The sequence below is a fragment of the Nonomuraea sp. NPDC023979 genome (assembly GCF_040639085.1).
Lineage (GTDB): Bacteria > Actinomycetota > Actinomycetes > Streptosporangiales > Streptosporangiaceae > Nonomuraea > Nonomuraea ceibae.
Map to the genome: position 1 here is coordinate 461,694 of NZ_JBEZZG010000001.1, position 18,713 is coordinate 480,406.

Genomic DNA, 18,713 nt, shown 5'->3' on the forward strand with positions numbered 1-18,713 from the left:
AGCACGCACACTCCTGACCGGGCCCAGTTCTGGCGGCCCGGACTGGAGAGAGATGATGAAGCACCGGACGATCGGCACCGACCCCGCGACCCGCCGTGACGTGAGCGTGCTGGCGCTCGGCGCGATGATGTTCGGGTCGGCGATCGACGAGAAGACCTCGTACGCGATCCTCGACCGCTACGTCGAGGCCGGCGGCACGTTCATCGACACCTCGAACAACTACGCGTTCTGGGCCGACGGCGGCCAGGGCGGGCAGAGCGAGGAGCTGCTGGGCCGCTGGCGGCGCAGCCGCGGCGTCGGCTCGGAGATCGTGATCGCCACCAAGCTCGGCGCGCGCCCGCTCGCGCCCGGCACCAGCTACGTCGGCAACGCCGAAGGCCTGTCCGCCAAGACGATCCGCGAGTCGGCGGAACGCAGCCGCGAACGGCTCGGCGTCGAGCGCATCGACCTGCTCTACGCCCACATCGAGGACCGGACGGTGCCGCTGCGGGAGACCGTCGAGGGCTTCGGCGAGCTGGTGGCCGAGGGCACGGTGGGGCTGCTCGGGGCCAGCAACCACGCGATCTGGCGGGTGGAGCGCGCCCGAGCCCTGGCCGCCTCGGCCGGGCTCGCCGGGTACGAGGTGCTGCAGTATCAGCACAGCCACCTGCGGCCCCGCTTCGACATGCCCGAGTCCATCTTCGAGGACGGCAGCCTCGGGCACGCCGGCGCCGAGCTGCTCAGCTACCTGCGCGCGGAGCCCGGCCTGACGCTCGTCGCCTACTCGCCGCTGCTCGGCGGCGCCTACACCCGGCAGGACAAGCCCGTCCCGCCGGACTACGACCACCCCGGCACCCCGGCCCGGCTCGCCGTGCTGCGCCAGGTGGCCGAGGAGACCGGGGCGAGCGTCAACCAGGTCGTGCTCGCCTGGCAGATCGGCCACCGCTTCCCGGTGATCCCGCTCGCCGGCGCCTCCTCGCTCGCCCAGCTGGAGGAGAACTTGGGCGCGGTGAATCTGGAACTGACCGCTGACCAGCGCGAGCGCCTCGATTCGGTCCACTGATCCGCCCGGCGCGAGTGATCGGCCCCATGACGGGGCATGGATCTCCGGATCGGATCACTTGAGCGGAGGGAGATCCAGATGGACCAGCGGGGCAGCCGGGCCACGCGTGACGCGCACGAGGAAACATCTGCTCACGTTCGCTGCACGCCCCCGCCCGCCAGGCAACTCTTCGAGATCGCCGTCCTCGACACGACCGCTGAGGACGGCCGCCCGTACTGGCACACGATCGGCTGGGGCATCGACCGGGTCGAAGCCGACAACATCGCCGAGACGTACGTGAACCGCCCGTCGTGTCCCTACGACGCGGCCCGGATCCGGCACAACGGTCACCTGGTCGGGCTGCACCGCCGGCAGGCGTAAGCCAGGCTCGCCACCGGGGAGGTCCCGGCCCTCCCCGGCGGTCCCTGGACGGTCATCGCCTGGTCGCCCGCGCGTAGGACCAGGCCGTGGCCGCCAGCAGCGCCGTCACGGCGAGCATGACGACGCCGTGATACCACTGCCAGCCCACGCCGAGGCCGATGAACCCGTCCGCCGCGACGATCGCCGCCCCGGCGCCGACGCCCAGGAGCGCGCAGCCGAGCACGGCCAGCATCAGCGGCCGTGGCACCCGGCGGCCCACCCGTGTCACGGTCAGCAGGACGAGCGCCGCCGCCAGCACCCCGGTCGCGACCGCGGCCCACTGGGCGGTGGTCACGTCCATGACCTCATTGGTGTAGCGCTCGTACTCGCCCGGAGGCACCGCCGGGCCGCCGGGGAACCCGAGCCGGCCCTGCGCGGCGTAGACGGCCTTGCCCGCGGCGTAGCCGAGGAACAGCACCGCCATCACCCAGGCGGGCCAGCGCACCTGATGTCGTTCCATGACGCCCAGCATGCGCCCGGGGCGGCCTGCGGGGACTCCCGCCCGCGAGTGAACGCGCTCCCCTGCACGGGGGAGTGCGGGGAAGTCACGCCGGGACGGCCCGCCGCCCGCGCCAGGCGAAGGTGAGGCTGCCGGCCAGGAGCACCACACCCGACAGCACGCCGCTGACCAGCGGCACCCACGTCACCGCCGCCGTCGCGGCCATCACGAGGCCGGCGACGCCGAGCAGCGTCAGGGCCACCCCCGGGGCCGCGATGCTCCAGTCCTTCCAGATCGGCGCCAGCGCGACGAAGTGCACGCCGACCACGAACGCGATCCAGGCCACGTTCGTCTCCACCGGGCGCTCCAGGGCGGCCAGCACCCGCAGCCCGCCGAAGAGCAGGATCGCCTCGGCGAGCACGACGACCAGGTAGCCCCGGCCGAACATGGGGCGCTGCCCGCCGCCGTCACGGCCCTCCCTCCGCGCGGTCGCGAGCCACAGCACGAGGACGGCCGCGGCGGCCAGGCAGGCGACGACCCGCAGGACGGTCACGGCCGGCGTGCTGAGCGGGCTCTGCGCGTTGACGACGACGAAGACCGCGCCGAACACCGCGCCCACCAGTAATCCAGTCATACGCTGCATGCCGCTCATCCAACTGGACGCCGGACGCCGCGCACACGGGGCCTGGGGCGAGAACGGGGTAGGCCTGGCCCTACCTGACCGCCCCGCGCAGATAGGCCAGCACGGCGAGCACCCGCCGGTTGTCGTCCTCGGAGGCGGGCAGCTCCAGCTTGGCGAACACACGGGCCACGTGCTTGCCCACGGCCGCCTCGGTGATCGACAGCGCGCGGGCCACGGCGCTGTTGGAGCGCCCCTCGGCGATCAGCGCCAGCACCTCGCGCTCGCGCGGGGTCAGCCGGTGCGACGGCTCGGTGACCTCCCTGGCCCGGGACCACGTCCGCTCGAACAGGTCGATCAGGGTGGCGATCAGGCCCTGCTGCCTGATCGCCAGCGCGCCGGGCGAGTAGGCGACGGGCGTGATCCGGACGAACGCCACCGAACGGTCGAAGATCAGCAACTGCTGCAGCGGCTCGTCGACCACCCGGTGCAGGTCGCCGGCCGCGTGCAGCTCCCGGATGCGGGCCGCCTTGCGCGGGTCGTCCAGCACGCTCGCGTGGACGATCGTGCGCATCGTCATGCCCTGCCGCAGCGCGTCGAGCACGCTGCGCCGGCTCAGGTGCTCCTGGCGGCCCTGGCTCCCGGTGCCCACCGGGTGCATCGCCCGCAGCTCCCCGGCCGTGCGGGCGACCTGCGCGATCTGCTGCCGGACGAGCTCGCTGTCGTCGAGCCGCTCGACCTCGACGGGGATGCCGCGCAGCTCGCCCACGACCTCCTGCAGCCGATCCGCGAGCTGGGCCAGGGACACGCTCTCTTCCACACGATCCTCCGCCGCCGAGGATATCGGCCGCGGCGCAGGAGTCAGCCGGCCCGGTCGTCGCGCGGCGGCGCGGTGTTCAGCGTCCGGCTGCCCGCTGATACGACATGTGGCGATAGGGCAGGCTGTACTCTCGACCGGTGATCTGACTCGTAGGCAGGAGCTGAGCGCGGATGCCGACCCACTCCACGGCCCGACCGTGGGGCGTGTTGACCCGGTCCCGTGCTGCCCTGGACGCGCTCGAACATCTCGTCGGCGGGCTCGGCACGGCGACGCTGGCGCTGCTCGCGCTGATGGGCCTGGCGGCGACCGCGGTGCTCTGTGCCGTGGGCGTGGGGCTGCTCCTGGCGCCCGTCGCGCTGCGCGGGCTGCACGGCGCCGCCGGCCGCGAACGCGCCAGGCTCTCCCGCCTGGGGCCCGAGTTCGTCGGCCCCGGCAGCCCGCCGGCCGGGCTGCGCGCCGAGCTGGCCAGCCCGGTCACCCGCAGGGAGCTCTGCTGGCTCGCCACCCACGCCTCGCTCGGGCTGCTCCTCGGCGTGGCCGGGCTGACGCTCCCGTTCAGCGCCGTCCGCGACCTCGCCTTTCCCCTGTACGGGCACCTGCTCCCGCCCGAGGAGATGGCCGGGGCGGCGATGGGGCTGTGGATCGCCGACGACCTGCCCGGCCGCCTGGCCGTGTCGGCACTGGGCGTCGGCTGGCTGGCGCTGTGCCTGCTCCTGCTGCCCGGCATGGCGCGGCTCCAGACCTGGCCGGGACGGCGGCTGCTGGCGGCCGACGCGGACACCGACCTCGCGCTGCGCGTCGCCCAGCTCACCGCCACCCGCGCGGCGGCGCTCGACGCCCACGCCGCCGAGCTGCGGCGCATCGAGCGGTCGCTGCACGACGGCACCCAGAACCGGATCGTCGCCGTCACCGTCATGCTCGGCGTCGCGCGCCGCGCCCTGGACCGCGACCCGGCCATCGCCGGTGAGGTGATCGACCGCGCCCAGGACGCCGCCGAGCAGGCGCTCGCCGACCTGCGCGCCGTGGTGCGCGGCATCCTGCCGCCGGTGCTGGAGGACCGCAGCCTGGCCGACGCGCTGACCGGGCTGGCCGCCGCCTGCCCGGTGCCGTGCCGGGTCGACGCCGACCTCCCGGCCAGGTGCGCGGCGTCCGTCGAGGCCACCGCGTACTTCATCGTGGCCGAGGCGCTCACCAACATCGCCAGGCACAGCGGCGCCCGCCAGGCCACCGTCACCGTCCGGCGGACGGCGGACCTGCTGCTCCTGCGGATCACCGACGACGGCCGGGGCGGCGCCGACGACCGCCACGGCACCGGGCTCGGCGGCATCCGCCGCCGGGCCGAAGCACACGACGGAACCTTCACGCTGACCAGCCCTCCGGGCGGTCCGACCACCCTGGACGTGAGCCTGCCATGCGGATTGTGATCGCCGAGGACGACCCCCTGCTGCGCGAGGGCATGGCGCTGCTGCTGCGCGCCGAGTCGCTCGACGTGGTGGCCACCGCGGAGGACCCCGCCGGGTTCCTGGCCGCCGTGGACGAGCACGGGCCGGACGTCGCCATCGTCGACGTGCGCATGCCGCCCACCCACACCGACGAGGGCATCGCCGCCGCCGTCGAGGCCCGGCGCCGCCGCCCCGGCCTGGCCGTGCTCGTGCTGTCGGCGTACGTGGAGCAGGCCTTCGCCACCGACCTGCTGGCCCAGGGCAGCGCCGGGCTCGGCTACCTGCTCAAGGAGCGGGTCGGGCGGGTGCAGGAGTTCCTGGTCGCGCTGCGCCGGGTGGCGGAGGGCGGCACCGCCATCGACCCGGAGGTCGTCGCGCAGCTCCTGTCGCGCAGCCGGCCGGACAACCGGCTCGAACGGCTCAGCCCGCGCGAGCGCGACGTGCTGGCCCTGATGGCCGAGGGGCTGGGCAACGCCGCCATCGCCGAGAAGCTCGTCGTCACCGACGGCGCCGTGCACAAGCACATCCGCAGCATCTTCGCCAAGCTCGACCTGGCCCCCACCGACCGCACCGACCGGCGCGTCGCCGCCGTCCTGCACTACCTGGAGAACGGCGAGCGGTAGGGCCTGCCGTACCCGGGGACTCCAGCGTGCGGGATCGACCACGCCCGGCCCCCGGCGGCAGGCTTGACGGTGTCACCACCACATGCCGTCAAGCAGGGAGCCCGTCCATGTTCCACCCCACCGTGCGCCGCCGGCTGGCCCTGGCGGCGGCCGCCGTCGTCGCGCTGACCGGTCTCGGCGCGGCCCCGGCGGGCGCGCAGTCCGCCGACCGCGTGCAGAAGAGCCTGGACGCGCTGACCGACGACGGGTTCCCCGGCGCGCTCGCGTCGGTGCGGGACCGCGACGGGCGCACCCGCGACTACACGGCCGGGGTGGGCGACCTGAAGACCGGCGCGGCGGTGCCCGCCGACGGCCAGGTGCGCATCGCCAGCAACACCAAGATGTTCACCGCCGTGGTCGTGCTGCAGCTCGTCGGCGAGGGCCGGATCGAGCTGGACGCGCCCATCGAGAAGTACGTGCCCAAGCTCGTCCGGGGCAGGGGCGTGGACGGGCGGAAGATCACGGTACGCGAGCTGCTCCAGCACACCAGCGGCCTGGCCGACTACGACGACCTGCTGATCAAGGACTACTTCGCGATCCAGCACACCCACTACGAGCCCCGTGACCTGCTCGACGCCGCGCTGACCGGCAAGATGGCCAAGGGCTGGAGCTACAGCAACACCAACTACGTGCTGGCCGGGCTCATCGTGCAGAAGGTCACCGGGCGGCCGATCGGCGAGGAGATCACCCGGCGCGTCATCAAGCCGCTCGGCCTGCGCAAGACGTACTGGCCCGGCGTCGGCGAGCAGCGCATCCGCGGGCCGCACCCCAAGGGCTACTTCGCCGCGAAGCCGGGCGACCCGTACGCCGACGTGAGCGTCATGGACCCGTCGATGGCCTGGGCCGCCGGGCAGCTCGTCGGCAGCCCGGGTGACCTCAACCGCTTCATGCTCGGGCTCATGGACGGCAGGCTGCTCAAGCCGGCGCAGCTCAAGGAGATGAAGAAGACGGTGGCCGCGCCCGACTTCGACACCGCCGGCGGGGCCCGTTACGGGCTCGGCCTCGCCACCTTCAAGCTGAGCTGCGGCGGCTTCGCCTGGTCGCACGGCGGTTCGGCGCCCGGATACGCGACGAGCAACGGCGTGACCGAGGACGGCAGGGCGGCCACGGTCGCCGTCACCGCGCTGCCCGCCTCGATGCCCGCGCTCAAGCGCCTCGAAGCCGCGCTCGACACCGCGCTCTGCTCGGCTCAGGCCGGGCGGACGCGGTAGAGGGCCGCGAACAGGGTGGCGAACAGGGCGGCCGGCCCGGAGAGCGTGAAGCTCCAGCCGGGACCGCCCGCTGACAGCACCGCCGCCCCGGCCGGCGCGGCGTGCTCGACGGCCATCGTGCCCAGCGCCGCCGAGGAAGCCCACGAGTTTCTATATATGTATAGAAAGTAGCATGGCGGCATGCGTACCGGACGGCCGCCGAAGATCTCCAGGGCCGACATCGTGGCCGCCGCCCACCGGGTCATCGAGGAGGACGGCGTCGAGAGCCTGACCATGCGCCGCCTGGCCCGCGAGGTAGGCAGCACCGCGATGGCCCTCTACCACCACGTGCGCGACAAGGAGGAGCTGCTCCTGCTGCTGCTCGACGACTACGCGGCGAGCCGGCCCAGGCCCGCGGAGCTGCCGGAGGAGCCGCGCGAGCGCGTGGTGGCCGTGGCGACGGCGATGCGCGAGGCGCTGTCCGGCTGCCCGTGGATCGTGGACGTGCTGCGGGCCGACGACCTGCTGTCCGTGGGCGCGCTGTGGTATCCGGAGCGGATCATCGACGCCGCCGTGGAAGCCGGGCTGACGACGGAGTCGGCCGTGGAGGCGTACCGGATCATCTGGCACTACACGGCGGGGGAGCTCGGCGGGCGGGCGGCGGCGCGCAGGCGGCGCGCCCAGGGCGGGAGCACCTACCGGGAGCGGGTGTTCGCCGAGCTGGACGCGGAGGAGTTCCCCCGGCTCGCGGAGGTGGGGCGGCGCTGGGAGGAGCTGACGGCGAAGGACACCTACGACCGGGGGCTGCGCGCGCTCGTCGGCGGACTGCTGCCGTAGCTACGCGACGTCGCGCCGCAGCGGCGCGGCGACCGCGATGGCGATCGCGACCAGGGCGTAGCCGACCAGCACGGCGGCGCCCGCCGGCGCGGACAGCAGCGCGGTGGCGGAGCCGCCCGTCTGGTCGGCGACCGCGTCGGCCAGGTAGGTGAAGCCGGTCAGCGCGGAGGTGGCCCCGCCCGGCAGCCACGGATAGATCAGCTTGACGCCCGGGATGAGCATCAGCGTCGTCTCGATCATGTAGAAGTACGCGCCCACGACGGCCAGCGCGGCCACCTGGTTGCGCAGCAGGGCGCCCACGGCGACGCCGAGCAGCGTGTAGACGGCCATGGTCAGCGCGATGCGGCCCAGCAGGGCGAGCACCGTCGAGGCGGGCAGGCCGAGCGTGACGCCCTTGAGCGCCGCCGCGCCGAACAGCGCGCCGCCCGCGACCGCCGAGGCGGCGACGCCGTAGACCAGCCCCGCGCCGGTGTAGACGGCCAGCTTGGCGGCGAGCCAGGTCCACCGCCGGGGCGCGAACAGCGTCGAGGTGGTGATCGTGCGGTGCCGGTGCTCGGCGGCCACGGCCACGGTGCCGAGCAGCGCCGGGGCGAACACGGTGAAGCCGAGCAGGCCGAGCAGCACGCGGGTGCCCTGCTCGGTGTCGAGGCCGGGCATCGGCGGGTTGAAGTTCTCCGGGCCGACCAGCGCGAGCAGGCCGACCAGCCCGCCGCTGGCCAGCGCGGCCAGCAGCCCCCACAGCCAGAGCCTGGTGGCGGCCAGGCGGGTCCATTCGGCCGACAGGAGCGCGGTCATCGGGAGCCTCCGGTGAGGTGCAGGAACGCCTGTTCGAGGGTGGGGCGTTCGGATGTGATCTCGTGCAGCGCGACGCCCAGCGCGGTCGCCGCGGCGGCCACCTCGGCGGCGTCCAGGCCGTGGACGCGCAGCGCGCCGGGCGGTCCGGGCTCCACCAGGACCCCGTCGCCCGCCAGCCCGCGCGCCAGCCGCTCGGCCTCCGGGGAGCGCACCAGCACCGTGGCCGGGCCGTACAGCTCGCCGATGGGCCCGGTGCTGACCAGCCGCCCCTGGCGGATCACCACGGCGTGGTCGGCCAGGTGCTCGACCTCGCCGAGCACGTGGCTGGAGACCAGCACGGTGCGGCCCTCGGCGGCCAGCTCGCGCAGAAACCGGCGCAGCCAGGCGGTGCCCTCGGGGTCGAGGCCGTTGCCCGGCTCGTCGAGCAGCAGCACCCGGGGGTCGCCGAGCAGCGCGGTGGCCAGGTTGAGTCGCTGGCGCATGCCGGTCGACAGGGCGCGGGTGAGGCGGCCGGCGAACGCCGACACCCCGGTCAGCTCCGCGACCCGGTCGGCCCGCGCCGTGCCGTACCGGCCCATGCGGGCGTAGACCCGCAGGTGGTCGCGGGCGGTGTGCGCCGGGTGGAAGCCGGCGCCGTCGAGCGCGGCGCCGACGGTCGCGGACGGCGCGGGCAGGTCGGCGTAGCGCCTGCCGCCGAACAGGGCGGTGCCGGCGGTCGGCGTGACCAGGCCGAGCATCATCCGCATCGTGGTGGTCTTGCCGGCGCCGTTGGGCCCGAGGAAGGCGGTGACGGCGCCGGGCGGCACGTCGAAGCTCAGGTCGCTGACGGCGGTCACCGTCCCGTACGTCTTGGTCAGGCCGCGGACCTCGATGTTCACGCCGTCACCGCCGTCAGGCGCCGCAGCAGGTCGTCGGCGTCCGGCAGGCAGAGGATCAGCTCGTCGTGGCCGGCCACCCGGCCCGTGAGGGCGATGCGCAGCCCGGGGACGTCGTGGCGGGCCGCGACCAGGCGCTTGACGCCGTCGGACGACGTCCACGTGCCGATCTTGACGAAGCCGCTGACGAGCAGGCCGAAGTGCGTGCCCCGGGCGGCCGCGAGCGGCCGGTCGAGGCGGTGCGCCCCGGCGATGGCCGCCAGCGGGACGCTGACGACGGCGGTCCTGGTGAACAGCCGTGCCCAGGGGCTGAAGCGCACGACCAGCGTGTCCTCGTGAAGGTGGGCCTGGATCATGATCTGTCCTCCTCGCTCTATCTGTTCTATTAGTTGTATATCAGATAGAGTGTGGGTGTGCACCTGATCCTCGACCTCGACAGCGAGGTCCCGATCTACCAGCAGATCCGGGACCGGATCGTGGAGGCCATCGCCGGCCGGGAAGCCAAGGAGGGCGACCCGCTGCCCTCCACGCGCCAGCTCGCCGCCGACTTCGGCATCAACTTCCACACCGTGAACAAGGCGTACGACCTGCTGCGACAGCAGGGCGTGATCCGGATCAACCGCAAGAGCGGCGCCGTCGTGCGCCGCGACCCCGACAGCGGGCCGCCCGAGGCCCCCTTCACCGACGAATGGGAGGAACGCATGCGTGTGCTGCTGGCCGAGGCCACGGTCCACGGCCTCGACCGGGAGGACGTGCTGCGCCGGTGCGCGGCATTGCTCGACGGCTTCGGAGGCGCGCCATGATCGCGCTCGCCGGGCTCGTCCTGATCACCTGCCTGACCCTGGCGCTCCCGGCGCTCCCCAGGCCCACGCTGCCGTTCGGCGTGCGGGTGCCCGTGGAGCGGGCGGGCGATCCCGTCGTCGTCACCGAGCGCCGCCGCTACACCCGCGCGGTCGTGGCGGTGTCGCTGCTCGCCGTCCCGGTCCTGTTCCTGACGGGATGGGCGGAGGCGGTCTGCACGGCGGTGGCCGTCGTCCACCTGCTGCTGTTCGGGCTGGCCCACCACCGGATCCGGGCCGCCGCGCAGGCCGGGGCGTGGGCGGCCGGGCGGCGCGCGGGCCTGACCGTGGACACCTCGTTCCGCACCGACCCGGTCCGCGTGCCCTGGCTGTGGGGCCTGCCCGCCGTGGCCGTCGTGCTGCTCACCGCCGCCGTCGGCTGGATCGGCGGGGCCGCGACCTTGGAGCCGGTGCTCCACCAGCTCGCGGTCACGCTCCTCGTGCCGCTGGTGACGATCGTCGTGCTGCGGGCCCGGCCCGACCTCGACGCCGCCAGGCCCCGGGGCTCGGCCCGCCGCTACCGCGTCTACCTGCGCGGCGTCGCCACCATGACGCTGCTGTCGGCCGCCTGTCTCAACCTGACGCTGTTCGCCGGGGCGCTGCGCCTGTGGGGGTTCGTCCCCGGCACGCCCGTCTGGCAGGTGGCCACGTACCTGCCGCTCGCCGCGTTGCTGGCCGGGTGGGTGATCTGGGAGACGCGGGTCGGTCAGGCCGGGCACCGCCTGCCCGCGCTGCCCGGCGAGGAGCAGGAGGACTCCGGGCTCGGGCAGCGCGACGACAACCGCCACTGGCACCTGGCCGGCACCGTCTACGCCAACCGCCGCGACCCCGCCCTGCTCGTGCACGCCCGCGTCAGCTCGTCCTCCTGGACGCTCAACCTGGGGCACCCGGTGGCCTGGGTGCTGCTCGGCGTGCTGGCCGCCGTCCTCGTCGTGGGCGGCGTGCTCGCGCTGTCGGGCGTCATCGACCTGCCCGAGAAGCGCGGCTTCCTGTAGTGCTCAGGGCACCAGGACCAGCCTGCCGCGCAGGCCGCCGCGGTCCAGACGGGCGTGCGCGTCCCGGACCCGCGCCAGCGGGTACGTCGCGGCCACCCGCAGCCGCAGGCGGCCATCGTCGGCCAGCCTGACGAGCTCCGCCAGGCGTGCGCCGTCGGGGCGCACCTCGATCGCGCCGGTCCGGATCCCGCGCACCTCGCCGGGCTGCGCCCCGGGAATCACCCCGGTGTACGCGCCCCCGTCCCGGACGAAGGCCAGCGCGGGCGCCCCGATCACCGCGGCGTCCACCACCCCGTCGAACGACGCGGCCGGGTCGTCCGTCGCGGAGCGGGGCAGGAAGTCGTCGGCGCCGAACGAGCGCACCAGGTCTTCGTCGGCAGGGGAGGCCATCGCGGTGACCCGGTGCCCGGCGAGCCGGGCCAGCGCCACGGCGTATCCGCCCAGGCCGCCGGCCGCGCCGGTGACGAGCACGGAGGCCCCAGGTTCGAGCGCCAGCAGGTCCACGGCCTGGGCCGCGGCCAGCCCGTTGAGCGGCAGCGTCGCGGCGTGCGCGCTGTCGGCCGACCGGGGCGCGGCGGCCACCGCGTCCGCGTCCAGCACCACGTACTCGGCGTGCGAGCCGAGCGGCTTGACCGGCCCGTAGACGAGGCCCACGACCGCGTCGCCGACGGCGGGCCCGGTGACTCCCGTGCCCACCGCGTCGACCGTCCCGGCCAGGTCCCAGCCGAGCCCGACCGGCCCCGCGTCGCCGAAGGCGCCGGCGCGCACCCCGGCGTCGACCGGGTTCAGCGCGGCGGCGGCGACTTTGACGCGGACCTGGCCGGGGCCGGGCGCGGGCACCGGCACCTCGACGATCTCCACGGCTTCCGGGCCGCCGAAGGACTTCACGATTGCCGCACGCATGGGTTGCTCCCCTGTTCGCAGTAGCGGTCTGTCCGCCTGCTGCGAACGTAGGGGGTGTTACTCTCTTTCGGAAAGTACGCACCCGCAAGTGCGTACGGGACCCGGAGGTGCGCCATGGCAACCCGGACGGCCGCCGAACGCCGCGCCGACGAGCGTGTCGCGTACGACGCCTACCTCAAGGACTGCCCGACCAGCCAGCTGCTCGACCGCATCAGCGACAAGTGGGTGAGCCTGATCCTCAGCGCGCTGCGCGAGCAGGGCACGATGCGCTACAGCGACCTGGGCCGCAAGATCCCCGGCGTGAGCCAGAAGATGCTCACCCAGACGCTGCGCTCCCTGGAGCGTGACGGCCTGGTCGCGCGCACGGTGACCCCGGCGGTCCCGGTACGCGTGGACTACCGGCTCACCGAGCTCGGGGCCAGCCTGAGCGGCTTGATCGTCGCGGTGAAAGAATGGGCCGAAACCCATATCGATCAGGTCAGAGCGGCTCGCGAACAGTACGACGCGGAGGAGTAGGCCATGCGCGCTGTGGTGATGGACCGGCTGGGCGGGCCGGAGGTGCTGCGCGTCCGCGAGGTCCCCGACCCGGTGCCGGGGCCCGGCCAGGTGCTGGTGGCCGTCGCGTACGCGAGCATCACGTTCGTCGAGACGCAGGTGCGGGCGGGCACCGGGCCCGCGGCCGGGTCGGCGCCCGAGCTGCCGCGCGTCCCCGGCAACGGCGTGGGCGGGCGGGTGCTGTCCGTCGGCCCGCAGGCCGACCCCGCGCTGGCCGGCACGACCGTGGTGACCACGACGGGCGGCACCGGCGGCTACGCGGAGCTCGCCGTGGCCCGCGCCGACGACCTCACCCAGGTCCCTGCCGGCGTGTCGCTGCGTGACGCGGTGGCGCTGCTGGCCGACGGCAGGACGGCGGTGCTCGTCCACCGGCAGGCCGAGGTGCGGCCGGGCGAGTGGGTGCTGGTCGAGGCGGCCGGCGGCGGCGTCGGCAGCCTGCTGGTCCAGCTCGCGGCGGCCGCCGGGGCCAAGGTGATCGGCGCGGCCCGGGGGCCGGGCAAGGCCGGGCTGGTGACCTCGCTGGGCGCGCACGCCTACGTGGACTACTCCGAGCCGGGCTGGGAGCGCGCCGTCGCCGAGCGGTCCGGCGGCGGCGTCGACGTGGTCTTCGACGGGGTCGGCGGCGAGACCGGCACGCGGGGCATGCAGGCCGTGCGGCCCGGTGGCCGGGCCTGCCTATATGGCATGGCGTCAGGCTCCTGGACCGAGCCGGCCGCCCACGTGACCGTCGTCCCGCGCAGTGTGCCCACCCCGGCCGAGATCCGCGCTCTCGCCGAGGAGGCGCTGGCCCACGCCGCGGCCGGGCGGCTGCGCCCGGTCATCGGCCAGACCTACCCGCTGGACGGGGCCGCCGAGGCGCACCGGGCGATCGAGGCCCGCGCCACGACCGGCAAGACCCTGCTGACCGTGGCTTAGAGCCGTTAAGGAAACATAGATGCCATAGACTGAGGCGGCTCCCCTGAGGAAGGTGACGATGTCCACACCCACCACCAGCCGGCGGGAGAGGCTGCGCCAGGCCACCCTCGACGAGATCCACGAGGCCGCGCGCAAACTGCTGGTCGAGCAGGGCACGGCCGCGGTGACCATCAACGCGGTGGCCCGCGAGATCGGCATGAGCGGCCCCGCCCTCTACCACTACTACGCCAGCCACGACGAGCTGGTCGGCGCGGTGACCGCGGGCTTCTTCCGCGAGCTGGCCGCCGCGATGGAGCAGGCCCGCGACGCCCACGCGGGCGAGCCGGTCGCCGTCCGCCTGATCGCCGCCTGCCGGGCCATGCGCGCCTGGGCGGTCGGCCACCCCGCCGAGTTCGGCTGGATCTTCGCCAGCCCGATCGCCCCGCCCAACCTGCGCCGCGACTCCGTCCGCCACCAGGCCGCGACCCGCTTCGAGCAGGTCCTGCTCGACCTGACCGTCGAGCTGTGGCGGACGCGCCCGTTCCCGGTGCCCGCCGACCTGCCCGGCTCGCTGCGCGACCAGCTCACCGCCTTCTCCGAAGGCATCGGCGGCGCGCTCCCGCCGGAGGCCGTCCACGTCTTCCTGTCGTGCTGGATCAGGCTGTACGGGCTGCTGTGCATGGAAGTCCTGCACCAGCTCGACTTCGCCTACACCGACCTGGAGCCCGTCTTCGAGGAGTGCCTGCGCGACCTGGCGGGCATGCTCGCCCTCGACTACCCGGGCGGCTGAAAATTTTCCCGGCCCACCTGTCCGGAAGCGGCGCCCCCGTTCGTCACCCTGGTGAACGCACGACCGAAGGAGCGCACGATGAAGTACATGATGTTCGTCTGCAGTGACGCCGAGCCCGACACCGACCGGTCCGACTGGCCCGACATCGACGTCTGGGTGGCGGAGAACGACGCCCGCGGCAGGCGCGTACGGGGTGCGGTGCTGGCCCCGGAGAGCGCGGCGACCACCGTCCGGGTCCGCGCCGGCGAGCTCATCCTCAGCGACGGCCCGTTCGCCGAGACCAAAGAGGTGATCGTGGGCTTCGACCTGCTCGAATGCGCCGACCTGGACGAGGCGATCGAGGTCGCCCGCACGCACCCGATGGCCCGCGCCGGACGGCTGGAGCTGCGGCCGTTCGCCGAATTCGAGCAGTGACGGGCCGCCTGGATCGCCTTGAGGAGGTGGCCGCCGACGCCTACGGGCGCATCGTCGCCACGCTGATCCGCGTCACCGGCGACTGGACCCTGGCCGAGGACTGCGCCCAGGAAGCGCTGGCCCAGGCCGTGCAGCGGTGGCCACAGGAGGGCACACCCGACAATCCCGGCGGCTGGCTCATGACGGTGGCGCGCAACCGCGCGATCGACGCGCTGCGCCGCGCCACCGTCGAACGCCGCAAGCTGGCGGAGCTGGCCGCGCTCACACCGGACGGGACCGGCCCCGGCGACGGCGGGAAGGAGGAGGTCGTGGACGACCGGCTGAGGCTCGTCTTCACATGCTGCCATCCGGCCCTGGCCCTGGAGTCGCGCGTGGCGCTGACGCTGCGGACCGTCTGCGCGGTGCCGACCGCGGACCTCGCGCGGGCCTTCCTGGTCACGGAATCGGCGATGACCCGCCGCCTGACCAGGGCCAAGACGAAGATCGCCGACGCGGGCATCCCGTACCGGGTGCCGAGCGGCCCGGCGCTGGACGAACGGCTGCCCGGCGTCCTGGCCGTGCTCTACCTGCTGTTCACGCAGGGCTACAACGCCGACGGCGACCCCGCGTTCGCCGACGAGGCGATCCGGCTCGCGCGGCTGCTGCGCCGGCTCATGCCGGGGCGGCGCGAGGTGCCGGCGCTGCTGGCGCTCTTCCTCCTGCAACACTCCCGGCGCGCCGCCCGCCGCGACGCCGAGGGCCGCCTCGTCCCCCTGGAACGGCAGGATCGGACCCGCTGGGACCGGGCCGCGATCGCCGAGGGCCTGGCCGCGCTGGCCGACGCCGACCAGGACGGCCCATACGGGTTGCAGGCGCGCGTCGCCGCCTGCCACGCCACCGCGCCGACGGCGTCCGCCACGGACTGGGCGGAGATCGCCCGCTGCTACGACGCGCTGTCCCGGCTGCGCTCCACGCCCGTGGTCGAGCTCAACCGCGCCGTCGCGCACGGCTACGCGCACGGACCGCAGGCCGGGCTCGCGCTGCTGGCCCTCGCCCGGGAGGGCGGCGCGCTCGACGACCACCCGCTCGCGCTCGCCGCGGAGGCCGACCTCACCGCCCGGAGCGGCGACCACGCCCGCGCAGCCGACCTGTTCCGCCGGGCGGCGGCCGTCGCCCACAGCGACCCGGAACGCCGCGCCCTCCTCGACCGCGCCGCCGAACACTCCCTCTGACCGGCGGGGCCATTCCCGGGGGCGGAGTCGGTGGCGCCGCGTCCTCCTCGACCGCGCCGCCGGGCACTCCTCCTGACCGGCGGGGTCATTCCCGGGGGCGGTGGTCAGAGGCCGTCGAAGGGGTGGTGGAGGGGGAGTTTGCGCAGGGCGCGGGAGATCTGGAGCGCCGCGGGCCGGAGCGCGTCGAGCAGGCCGTCGGGCTCGCGCGACCGCACCTCCACGAGCACCGAGACGGCGGCCACGACCACGCTTTCCGTGCCGTACTCGAAAACGGGGAACGCGTAGGAGTCGACGCCCAATTGGCGCTCCTGGTAACAGGTGGCGTAACCGCGTTCGCGAATGCCGGTCAAATCCTCTCGCAAACGCTGCGGAGAGGTGATCGTGTGGCAGGTGTAAGCGGTCAAGTTCCGGCTGAGAATTCTTTTCCGCACGTCCGCCGGTGAATAGGCGAGAATGGCTTTCCCGACGCCGGTGGCGTGCAGCGGGAGGCGTCCGCCCACGCGGCCGACCGGTTTGACGGGAAGGCTCTTGGAAAGCCTTTCCACCAGCAGCGCCTCGTCACCGGCGGGCATCGCGAGCAGCACGTGTCCCCGGGTGATGTGATAAAGGTTCTGCAGGAACGGCATGGCGACCTCGCGCATGATGGAGGCGCGCGGGCAACGGGTGCCGATCTCCCACATGAGTTTGCTCAGCGAATATCGCCCCGACGGCGACTGGACGAGCGCGCCGTGGGCCACGAGGTCCTGCAGCCAGCGATGGGCGGTGCTCGACGTCATGTTCGTGCGGTCGCAGACTTCTCTCAGCGTCAGTTCGAGCTGGTCGCCGGTGAAGGCCCGGAAGATTGACATGGCCTTGCCCGCGGCCGACGTCCGGGGGCCCTTGCCGTTCCCCGTCATTGAGTCTCCACTCAGTCCCGATTCGCGTCCTGATCCGCATCGTCCCAGGTGGGCCAGTGCGTTTCCCGCTGGGCGGGATCGTACTTCATGTGCGGCTCGCGTATCACGCATAGTGTTCCACACGTATACGTGAAGTTGCTTTTCACCCGATCGGGCCATATGCCCTATTTGGGAATTATCTGGCGGGAGGTTCCGGATGGGGGAATGGGCGGATCCGCCTGCCAAGCCGATCCGTTACGGGTTCTTACTCCGGTTGTGGGACGCCTATCAGGGATTCCGGGACGGACGTCGCCGCATTCCGGCTATCGGTGAAGCCGAAAAGGCCGTCGTGGTCACGCCGAAAATCGAATACCTGCGCCATCTCGCCCGCGACCAGATCGACCACGAGCGCGGCGCCTGGCTCGCCCGCTCCGGCGCCCTGCGCGCGAGGCTGGCCGAGGCCCGCGAACGGCGGCAGGCGGCCGAGCACACGGCCCGCGTCGCCCGGCTGGCCTGGGTGGAGGCCCGCACCTGGGTCCCGGACCCGGACGAGCGGCGGCTCGCGGAGACCATCAGGGACGGGCGGCCCGGCTCCCTGGTACGGGCGCGGCGGCAGGCCGACCACGCCAGGCGGTGCGCCGCCGCCGAGACCGTCTGGGCGGCGGCCGAGAGCCGGCTCGCCGCGGCGGTCCGCGAGGTGGAGGCGGTCACGCAGGAGCTCGCCCGTGCGGAGGCGGGCAACCGGGCGCGGGTCCGGCGCATTCACGAGTTCACCAGCCGGCGCGTGGCGGCGTACCTGCAACAGCTCGTCCGCACGCACCCGCGCGGCCCCGAGCTGAACGCGCGCCTGGACCTGCTCGCCCCCGAACTGCCCGCCTGGGCCGAGGAGGACCGCCCCGAGCCGCAGGCGCACGACCACCCGCAGACGGACGCGCACGAGCGCCGCCCGTGGGTGAACGGACATGTACGCACACGAGGAGGAGAGGTCCCGGATGGCACGATGGCGCCCTAGGCGCGCGGGCGCGCCCGAACCCGGCCCGTTCGTCCCCCCGGACGTCGACGAGGAGGCCGCGCGCGCCGAGATCACGTTCCTGGTGGAGGGGCTGGCCCCCGGCGGGGTGGACGAGGCCACAGGGCATTCGCTCGACAACCTGGTCAACGCCATGTCGGCGCGCTGGGAGCAGGAGGTCCAGGCCGAGTACGCGGCCTACTGCGCGGAGGCGACCACCCGGCTGGGCGTGGCCGACGCGGCGGTGGCCGGGAGCCGGCCCGCCGAGGAGGACGCCCGTGAGCGGCTGGCGGACGCCCGCGCGGCCCTGGACGCGGCCCGGTCGCGGCTGTCCCCCGGCGGGGAGGCCGGTTGGGGCGCCCGGGGCCACGCGGACCCGGCGCTGATGGCGGGCCGGCCGCTGGGGCCGCTGCTGCTGCACGCGGCGGCGCTCGCGGCGGCGGTGGCGGCCGACTGGGCGGCGTTCCTGGAGGTGGTGAAGCTGCTCATGCGCGGTGAGGGCGACGTCGTCACCTCGGCGGTCGTGGTCGGATTCACCGCGATCGTGATCTATCTGGCGCATGCCGCCGGGTGCATGTTCCGCGACATCCGGGCCGGTTCGGCGGGGGTGAGCCTGCCGCTGGCCGTGCTCTGCGTCCTGGGGTGGGCCGTGTTCGGGGCCGCCGCCTTCCTGGCCCGGCTCACGATCACCGCGCGACGCCCGGCGTTCGGCGCCGAGGCCCCGCCGGACGACGGCGGCGCGCTGATGCCCGCGCTGTTCTTCCTCGCGTTCTTCGTCGGCACCGGCATCGTCGCGGCCGTCGGCGCGTATCTCACGCACAACCCGCTCCGGTCGGCGTACGGCAGGGCGGCGCGCGTACACCGGCAGGCGCTCGGGGCGGCCGCGACGGCGGCCCGCGAGCTCGCGCTGGCCGAGGCGGCCCGTTCCGCGCACGCCAACCAGCTCATGGCCGCGCGGCAGCGGCTGCTGCACGCGCTCCAGGTCCGCCTGGCCCTCGCCGAGCGGCTCAAGCAGCTGGCCCGGGTGCTGATCGCGCAGCACGCCCAGGACCCGGCCGTCACCGACGCCATCCTCGAACCCGACCTGCGGCCCTACGCCTGGCAGTAG

24 protein-coding genes are annotated in these 18,713 nt (G+C 74.2%); 15 read left to right on the plus strand and 9 right to left on the minus strand.

Translation table 11 applies throughout. The annotated features are described in order from the left end of the window. Positions 1–55 precede the first annotated feature (55 nt). Both AB0G11_RS02245 and AB0G11_RS02250 read left to right on the plus strand, forming a co-directional pair. Positions 56–1,042, plus strand: a complete 987-nt coding sequence (locus AB0G11_RS02245) for an aldo/keto reductase (RefSeq protein ID WP_219518142.1) — start codon at positions 56–58, stop codon at positions 1,040–1,042. Positions 1,043–1,120: 78 nt separating this feature from the next. After that, a complete protein-coding gene (locus tag AB0G11_RS02250) occupies positions 1,121–1,402 on the plus strand; it encodes a hypothetical protein (protein WP_219518144.1) in 282 nt (93 codons plus the stop codon). 52 nt (positions 1,403–1,454) lie between these two features. Here AB0G11_RS02250 and AB0G11_RS02255 read toward each other — a convergent pair whose 3' ends face one another. From AB0G11_RS02255 to AB0G11_RS02265, 3 genes are all read right to left on the minus strand, one after another. Next, entirely contained in the window at positions 1,455–1,901 is a 447-nt protein-coding gene (locus tag AB0G11_RS02255) for a hypothetical protein (RefSeq protein ID WP_357583389.1), read from the minus strand. Between the two features lie 85 nt (positions 1,902–1,986). After that, positions 1,987–2,514: a hypothetical protein gene (locus AB0G11_RS02260; RefSeq protein WP_219518146.1), complete on the minus strand. Its 528-nt coding sequence runs from the start codon at positions 2,512–2,514 to the stop codon at positions 1,987–1,989. Between the two features lie 79 nt (positions 2,515–2,593). Beyond that, positions 2,594–3,319 (minus strand): LuxR C-terminal-related transcriptional regulator, encoded by a 726-nt coding sequence (locus AB0G11_RS02265; protein ID WP_357583391.1) that lies wholly within the window; start codon positions 3,317–3,319, stop codon positions 2,594–2,596. 206 nt (positions 3,320–3,525) lie between these two features. Between AB0G11_RS02265 and AB0G11_RS02270 the strand changes: the two genes are divergently transcribed. From AB0G11_RS02270 to AB0G11_RS02280, 3 genes are all read left to right on the plus strand, one after another. Further along, a complete protein-coding gene (locus AB0G11_RS02270; protein WP_246646850.1) occupies positions 3,526–4,743 on the plus strand; it encodes a sensor histidine kinase in 1,218 nt (405 codons plus the stop codon). Next, on the plus strand, positions 4,731–5,384 hold the full coding sequence (locus AB0G11_RS02275) for a response regulator transcription factor (protein ID WP_219518151.1): 654 nt from the start codon (positions 4,731–4,733) through the stop codon (positions 5,382–5,384). The genes AB0G11_RS02270 and AB0G11_RS02275 overlap by 13 nt, the downstream gene beginning before the upstream one ends. Positions 5,385–5,491: 107 nt before the next feature. Then, complete coding sequence (locus AB0G11_RS02280; protein WP_357583393.1) at positions 5,492–6,634, plus strand: serine hydrolase domain-containing protein; 1,143 nt, start codon at positions 5,492–5,494, stop codon at positions 6,632–6,634. Here the strand turns inward: AB0G11_RS02280 and AB0G11_RS02285 are convergent. Further along, positions 6,613–6,750, minus strand: coding sequence for a hypothetical protein (locus tag AB0G11_RS02285; RefSeq protein ID WP_357583395.1), 138 nt, complete (start codon positions 6,748–6,750; stop codon positions 6,613–6,615). The two genes, AB0G11_RS02280 and AB0G11_RS02285, sit on opposite strands and share 22 nt — an antisense overlap. Before the next feature lie 64 nt (positions 6,751–6,814). On the opposite strand from AB0G11_RS02285, the gene AB0G11_RS02290 reads away from it, so the two are divergent. Beyond that, positions 6,815–7,450, plus strand: coding sequence for a helix-turn-helix domain-containing protein (locus AB0G11_RS02290; RefSeq protein WP_357583397.1), 636 nt, complete (start codon positions 6,815–6,817; stop codon positions 7,448–7,450). Here AB0G11_RS02290 and AB0G11_RS02295 read toward each other — a convergent pair whose 3' ends face one another. The 3 genes from AB0G11_RS02295 to AB0G11_RS02305 are packed head-to-tail and all read right to left on the minus strand — an operon-like array spanning position 7,451 to position 9,476. Continuing rightward, positions 7,451–8,245: an ABC transporter permease gene (locus tag AB0G11_RS02295; protein ID WP_357583399.1), complete on the minus strand. Its 795-nt coding sequence runs from the start codon at positions 8,243–8,245 to the stop codon at positions 7,451–7,453. After that, positions 8,242–9,123 (minus strand): ATP-binding cassette domain-containing protein, encoded by an 882-nt coding sequence (locus tag AB0G11_RS02300; protein ID WP_357583401.1) that lies wholly within the window; start codon positions 9,121–9,123, stop codon positions 8,242–8,244. The genes AB0G11_RS02295 and AB0G11_RS02300 overlap by 4 nt, the downstream gene beginning before the upstream one ends. After that, a complete protein-coding gene (locus AB0G11_RS02305) occupies positions 9,120–9,476 on the minus strand; it encodes a hypothetical protein (protein ID WP_357583403.1) in 357 nt (118 codons plus the stop codon). The genes AB0G11_RS02300 and AB0G11_RS02305 overlap by 4 nt, the downstream gene beginning before the upstream one ends. 57 nt (positions 9,477–9,533) lie before the next feature. On the opposite strand from AB0G11_RS02305, the gene AB0G11_RS02310 reads away from it, so the two are divergent. Continuing rightward, positions 9,534–9,923: a GntR family transcriptional regulator gene (locus AB0G11_RS02310; protein WP_219518402.1), complete on the plus strand. Its 390-nt coding sequence runs from the start codon at positions 9,534–9,536 to the stop codon at positions 9,921–9,923. Beyond that, positions 9,920–10,954 carry a hypothetical protein gene (locus AB0G11_RS02315; RefSeq protein ID WP_357583405.1) on the plus strand — a complete coding sequence of 345 codons (1,035 nt, stop codon included), beginning with the start codon at positions 9,920–9,922 and terminating at the stop codon, positions 10,952–10,954. The genes AB0G11_RS02310 and AB0G11_RS02315 overlap by 4 nt, the downstream gene beginning before the upstream one ends. Positions 10,955–10,957: 3 nt before the next feature. On the opposite strand, the gene AB0G11_RS02320 is transcribed toward AB0G11_RS02315, so the two are convergent. Next, entirely contained in the window at positions 10,958–11,857 is a 900-nt protein-coding gene (locus tag AB0G11_RS02320; protein WP_357583407.1) for an NADP-dependent oxidoreductase, read from the minus strand. A 114-nt stretch (positions 11,858–11,971) separates the two neighbouring features. On the opposite strand from AB0G11_RS02320, the gene AB0G11_RS02325 reads away from it, so the two are divergent. The 5 genes from AB0G11_RS02325 to AB0G11_RS02345 all read left to right on the plus strand — a co-directional run bounded on the left by AB0G11_RS02325 (position 11,972) and on the right by AB0G11_RS02345 (position 15,721). Continuing rightward, on the plus strand, positions 11,972–12,373 hold the full coding sequence (locus tag AB0G11_RS02325) for a helix-turn-helix domain-containing protein (protein WP_219518410.1): 402 nt from the start codon (positions 11,972–11,974) through the stop codon (positions 12,371–12,373). A 3-nt stretch (positions 12,374–12,376) separates the two neighbouring features. Continuing rightward, positions 12,377–13,327 (plus strand): zinc-binding dehydrogenase, encoded by a 951-nt coding sequence (locus tag AB0G11_RS02330; RefSeq protein ID WP_219518413.1) that lies wholly within the window; start codon positions 12,377–12,379, stop codon positions 13,325–13,327. Between the two features lie 58 nt (positions 13,328–13,385). After that, positions 13,386–14,096: a TetR/AcrR family transcriptional regulator gene (locus AB0G11_RS02335; protein WP_219518416.1), complete on the plus strand. Its 711-nt coding sequence runs from the start codon at positions 13,386–13,388 to the stop codon at positions 14,094–14,096. 78 nt (positions 14,097–14,174) lie between these two features. Next, on the plus strand, positions 14,175–14,510 hold the full coding sequence (locus AB0G11_RS02340) for a YciI family protein (RefSeq protein ID WP_219518419.1): 336 nt from the start codon (positions 14,175–14,177) through the stop codon (positions 14,508–14,510). Continuing rightward, a complete protein-coding gene (locus AB0G11_RS02345; RefSeq protein WP_357583409.1) occupies positions 14,507–15,721 on the plus strand; it encodes a DUF6596 domain-containing protein in 1,215 nt (404 codons plus the stop codon). The genes AB0G11_RS02340 and AB0G11_RS02345 overlap by 4 nt, the downstream gene beginning before the upstream one ends. A gap of 104 nt (positions 15,722–15,825) precedes the next feature. Here AB0G11_RS02345 and AB0G11_RS02350 read toward each other — a convergent pair whose 3' ends face one another. Continuing rightward, positions 15,826–16,617, minus strand: a complete 792-nt coding sequence (locus AB0G11_RS02350) for an IclR family transcriptional regulator (protein WP_357583410.1) — start codon at positions 16,615–16,617, stop codon at positions 15,826–15,828. Positions 16,618–16,945: 328 nt separating this feature from the next. Here AB0G11_RS02350 and AB0G11_RS02355 point away from each other — a divergent pair, with 328 nt between their 5' ends. Both AB0G11_RS02355 and AB0G11_RS02360 read left to right on the plus strand, forming a co-directional pair. After that, a complete protein-coding gene (locus tag AB0G11_RS02355; protein ID WP_219518427.1) occupies positions 16,946–17,608 on the plus strand; it encodes a hypothetical protein in 663 nt (220 codons plus the stop codon). Further along, on the plus strand, positions 17,589–18,713 hold the full coding sequence (locus tag AB0G11_RS02360; RefSeq protein WP_357583412.1) for a hypothetical protein: 1,125 nt from the start codon (positions 17,589–17,591) through the stop codon (positions 18,711–18,713). Before AB0G11_RS02355 ends, AB0G11_RS02360 begins: the two co-directional genes overlap by 20 nt.

Excerpts from the sequence above, each read along its gene's own strand:
- AB0G11_RS02260 (WP_219518146.1), bottom strand. The coding sequence starts at position 2,514 with ATGACTGGATTACTGGTGGGCGCGGTGTTCGGCGCGGTCTTCGTCGTC.
- AB0G11_RS02340 (WP_219518419.1), top strand. The coding sequence starts at position 14,175 with ATGAAGTACATGATGTTCGTCTGCAGTGACGCCGAGCCCGACACCGAC.
- AB0G11_RS02285 (WP_357583395.1), bottom strand. The coding sequence starts at position 6,750 with ATGGCCGTCGAGCACGCCGCGCCGGCCGGGGCGGCGGTGCTGTCAGCG.
- AB0G11_RS02325 (WP_219518410.1), top strand. The coding sequence starts at position 11,972 with ATGGCAACCCGGACGGCCGCCGAACGCCGCGCCGACGAGCGTGTCGCG.
- AB0G11_RS02275 (WP_219518151.1), top strand. The coding sequence starts at position 4,731 with ATGCGGATTGTGATCGCCGAGGACGACCCCCTGCTGCGCGAGGGCATG.
- AB0G11_RS02250 (WP_219518144.1), top strand. The coding sequence starts at position 1,121 with ATGGACCAGCGGGGCAGCCGGGCCACGCGTGACGCGCACGAGGAAACA.
- AB0G11_RS02295 (WP_357583399.1), bottom strand. The coding sequence starts at position 8,245 with ATGACCGCGCTCCTGTCGGCCGAATGGACCCGCCTGGCCGCCACCAGG.
- AB0G11_RS02335 (WP_219518416.1), top strand. The coding sequence starts at position 13,386 with ATGTCCACACCCACCACCAGCCGGCGGGAGAGGCTGCGCCAGGCCACC.
- AB0G11_RS02330 (WP_219518413.1), top strand. The coding sequence starts at position 12,377 with ATGCGCGCTGTGGTGATGGACCGGCTGGGCGGGCCGGAGGTGCTGCGC.
- AB0G11_RS02290 (WP_357583397.1), top strand. The coding sequence starts at position 6,815 with ATGCGTACCGGACGGCCGCCGAAGATCTCCAGGGCCGACATCGTGGCC.
- AB0G11_RS02255 (WP_357583389.1), bottom strand. The coding sequence starts at position 1,901 with ATGGAACGACATCAGGTGCGCTGGCCCGCCTGGGTGATGGCGGTGCTG.
- AB0G11_RS02350 (WP_357583410.1), bottom strand. The coding sequence starts at position 16,617 with ATGACGGGGAACGGCAAGGGCCCCCGGACGTCGGCCGCGGGCAAGGCC.
- AB0G11_RS02315 (WP_357583405.1), top strand. The coding sequence starts at position 9,920 with ATGATCGCGCTCGCCGGGCTCGTCCTGATCACCTGCCTGACCCTGGCG.
- AB0G11_RS02245 (WP_219518142.1), top strand. The coding sequence starts at position 56 with ATGAAGCACCGGACGATCGGCACCGACCCCGCGACCCGCCGTGACGTG.
- AB0G11_RS02305 (WP_357583403.1), bottom strand. The coding sequence starts at position 9,476 with ATGATCCAGGCCCACCTTCACGAGGACACGCTGGTCGTGCGCTTCAGC.
- AB0G11_RS02280 (WP_357583393.1), top strand. The coding sequence starts at position 5,492 with ATGTTCCACCCCACCGTGCGCCGCCGGCTGGCCCTGGCGGCGGCCGCC.
- AB0G11_RS02320 (WP_357583407.1), bottom strand. The coding sequence starts at position 11,857 with ATGCGTGCGGCAATCGTGAAGTCCTTCGGCGGCCCGGAAGCCGTGGAG.
- AB0G11_RS02360 (WP_357583412.1), top strand. The coding sequence starts at position 17,589 with ATGGCACGATGGCGCCCTAGGCGCGCGGGCGCGCCCGAACCCGGCCCG.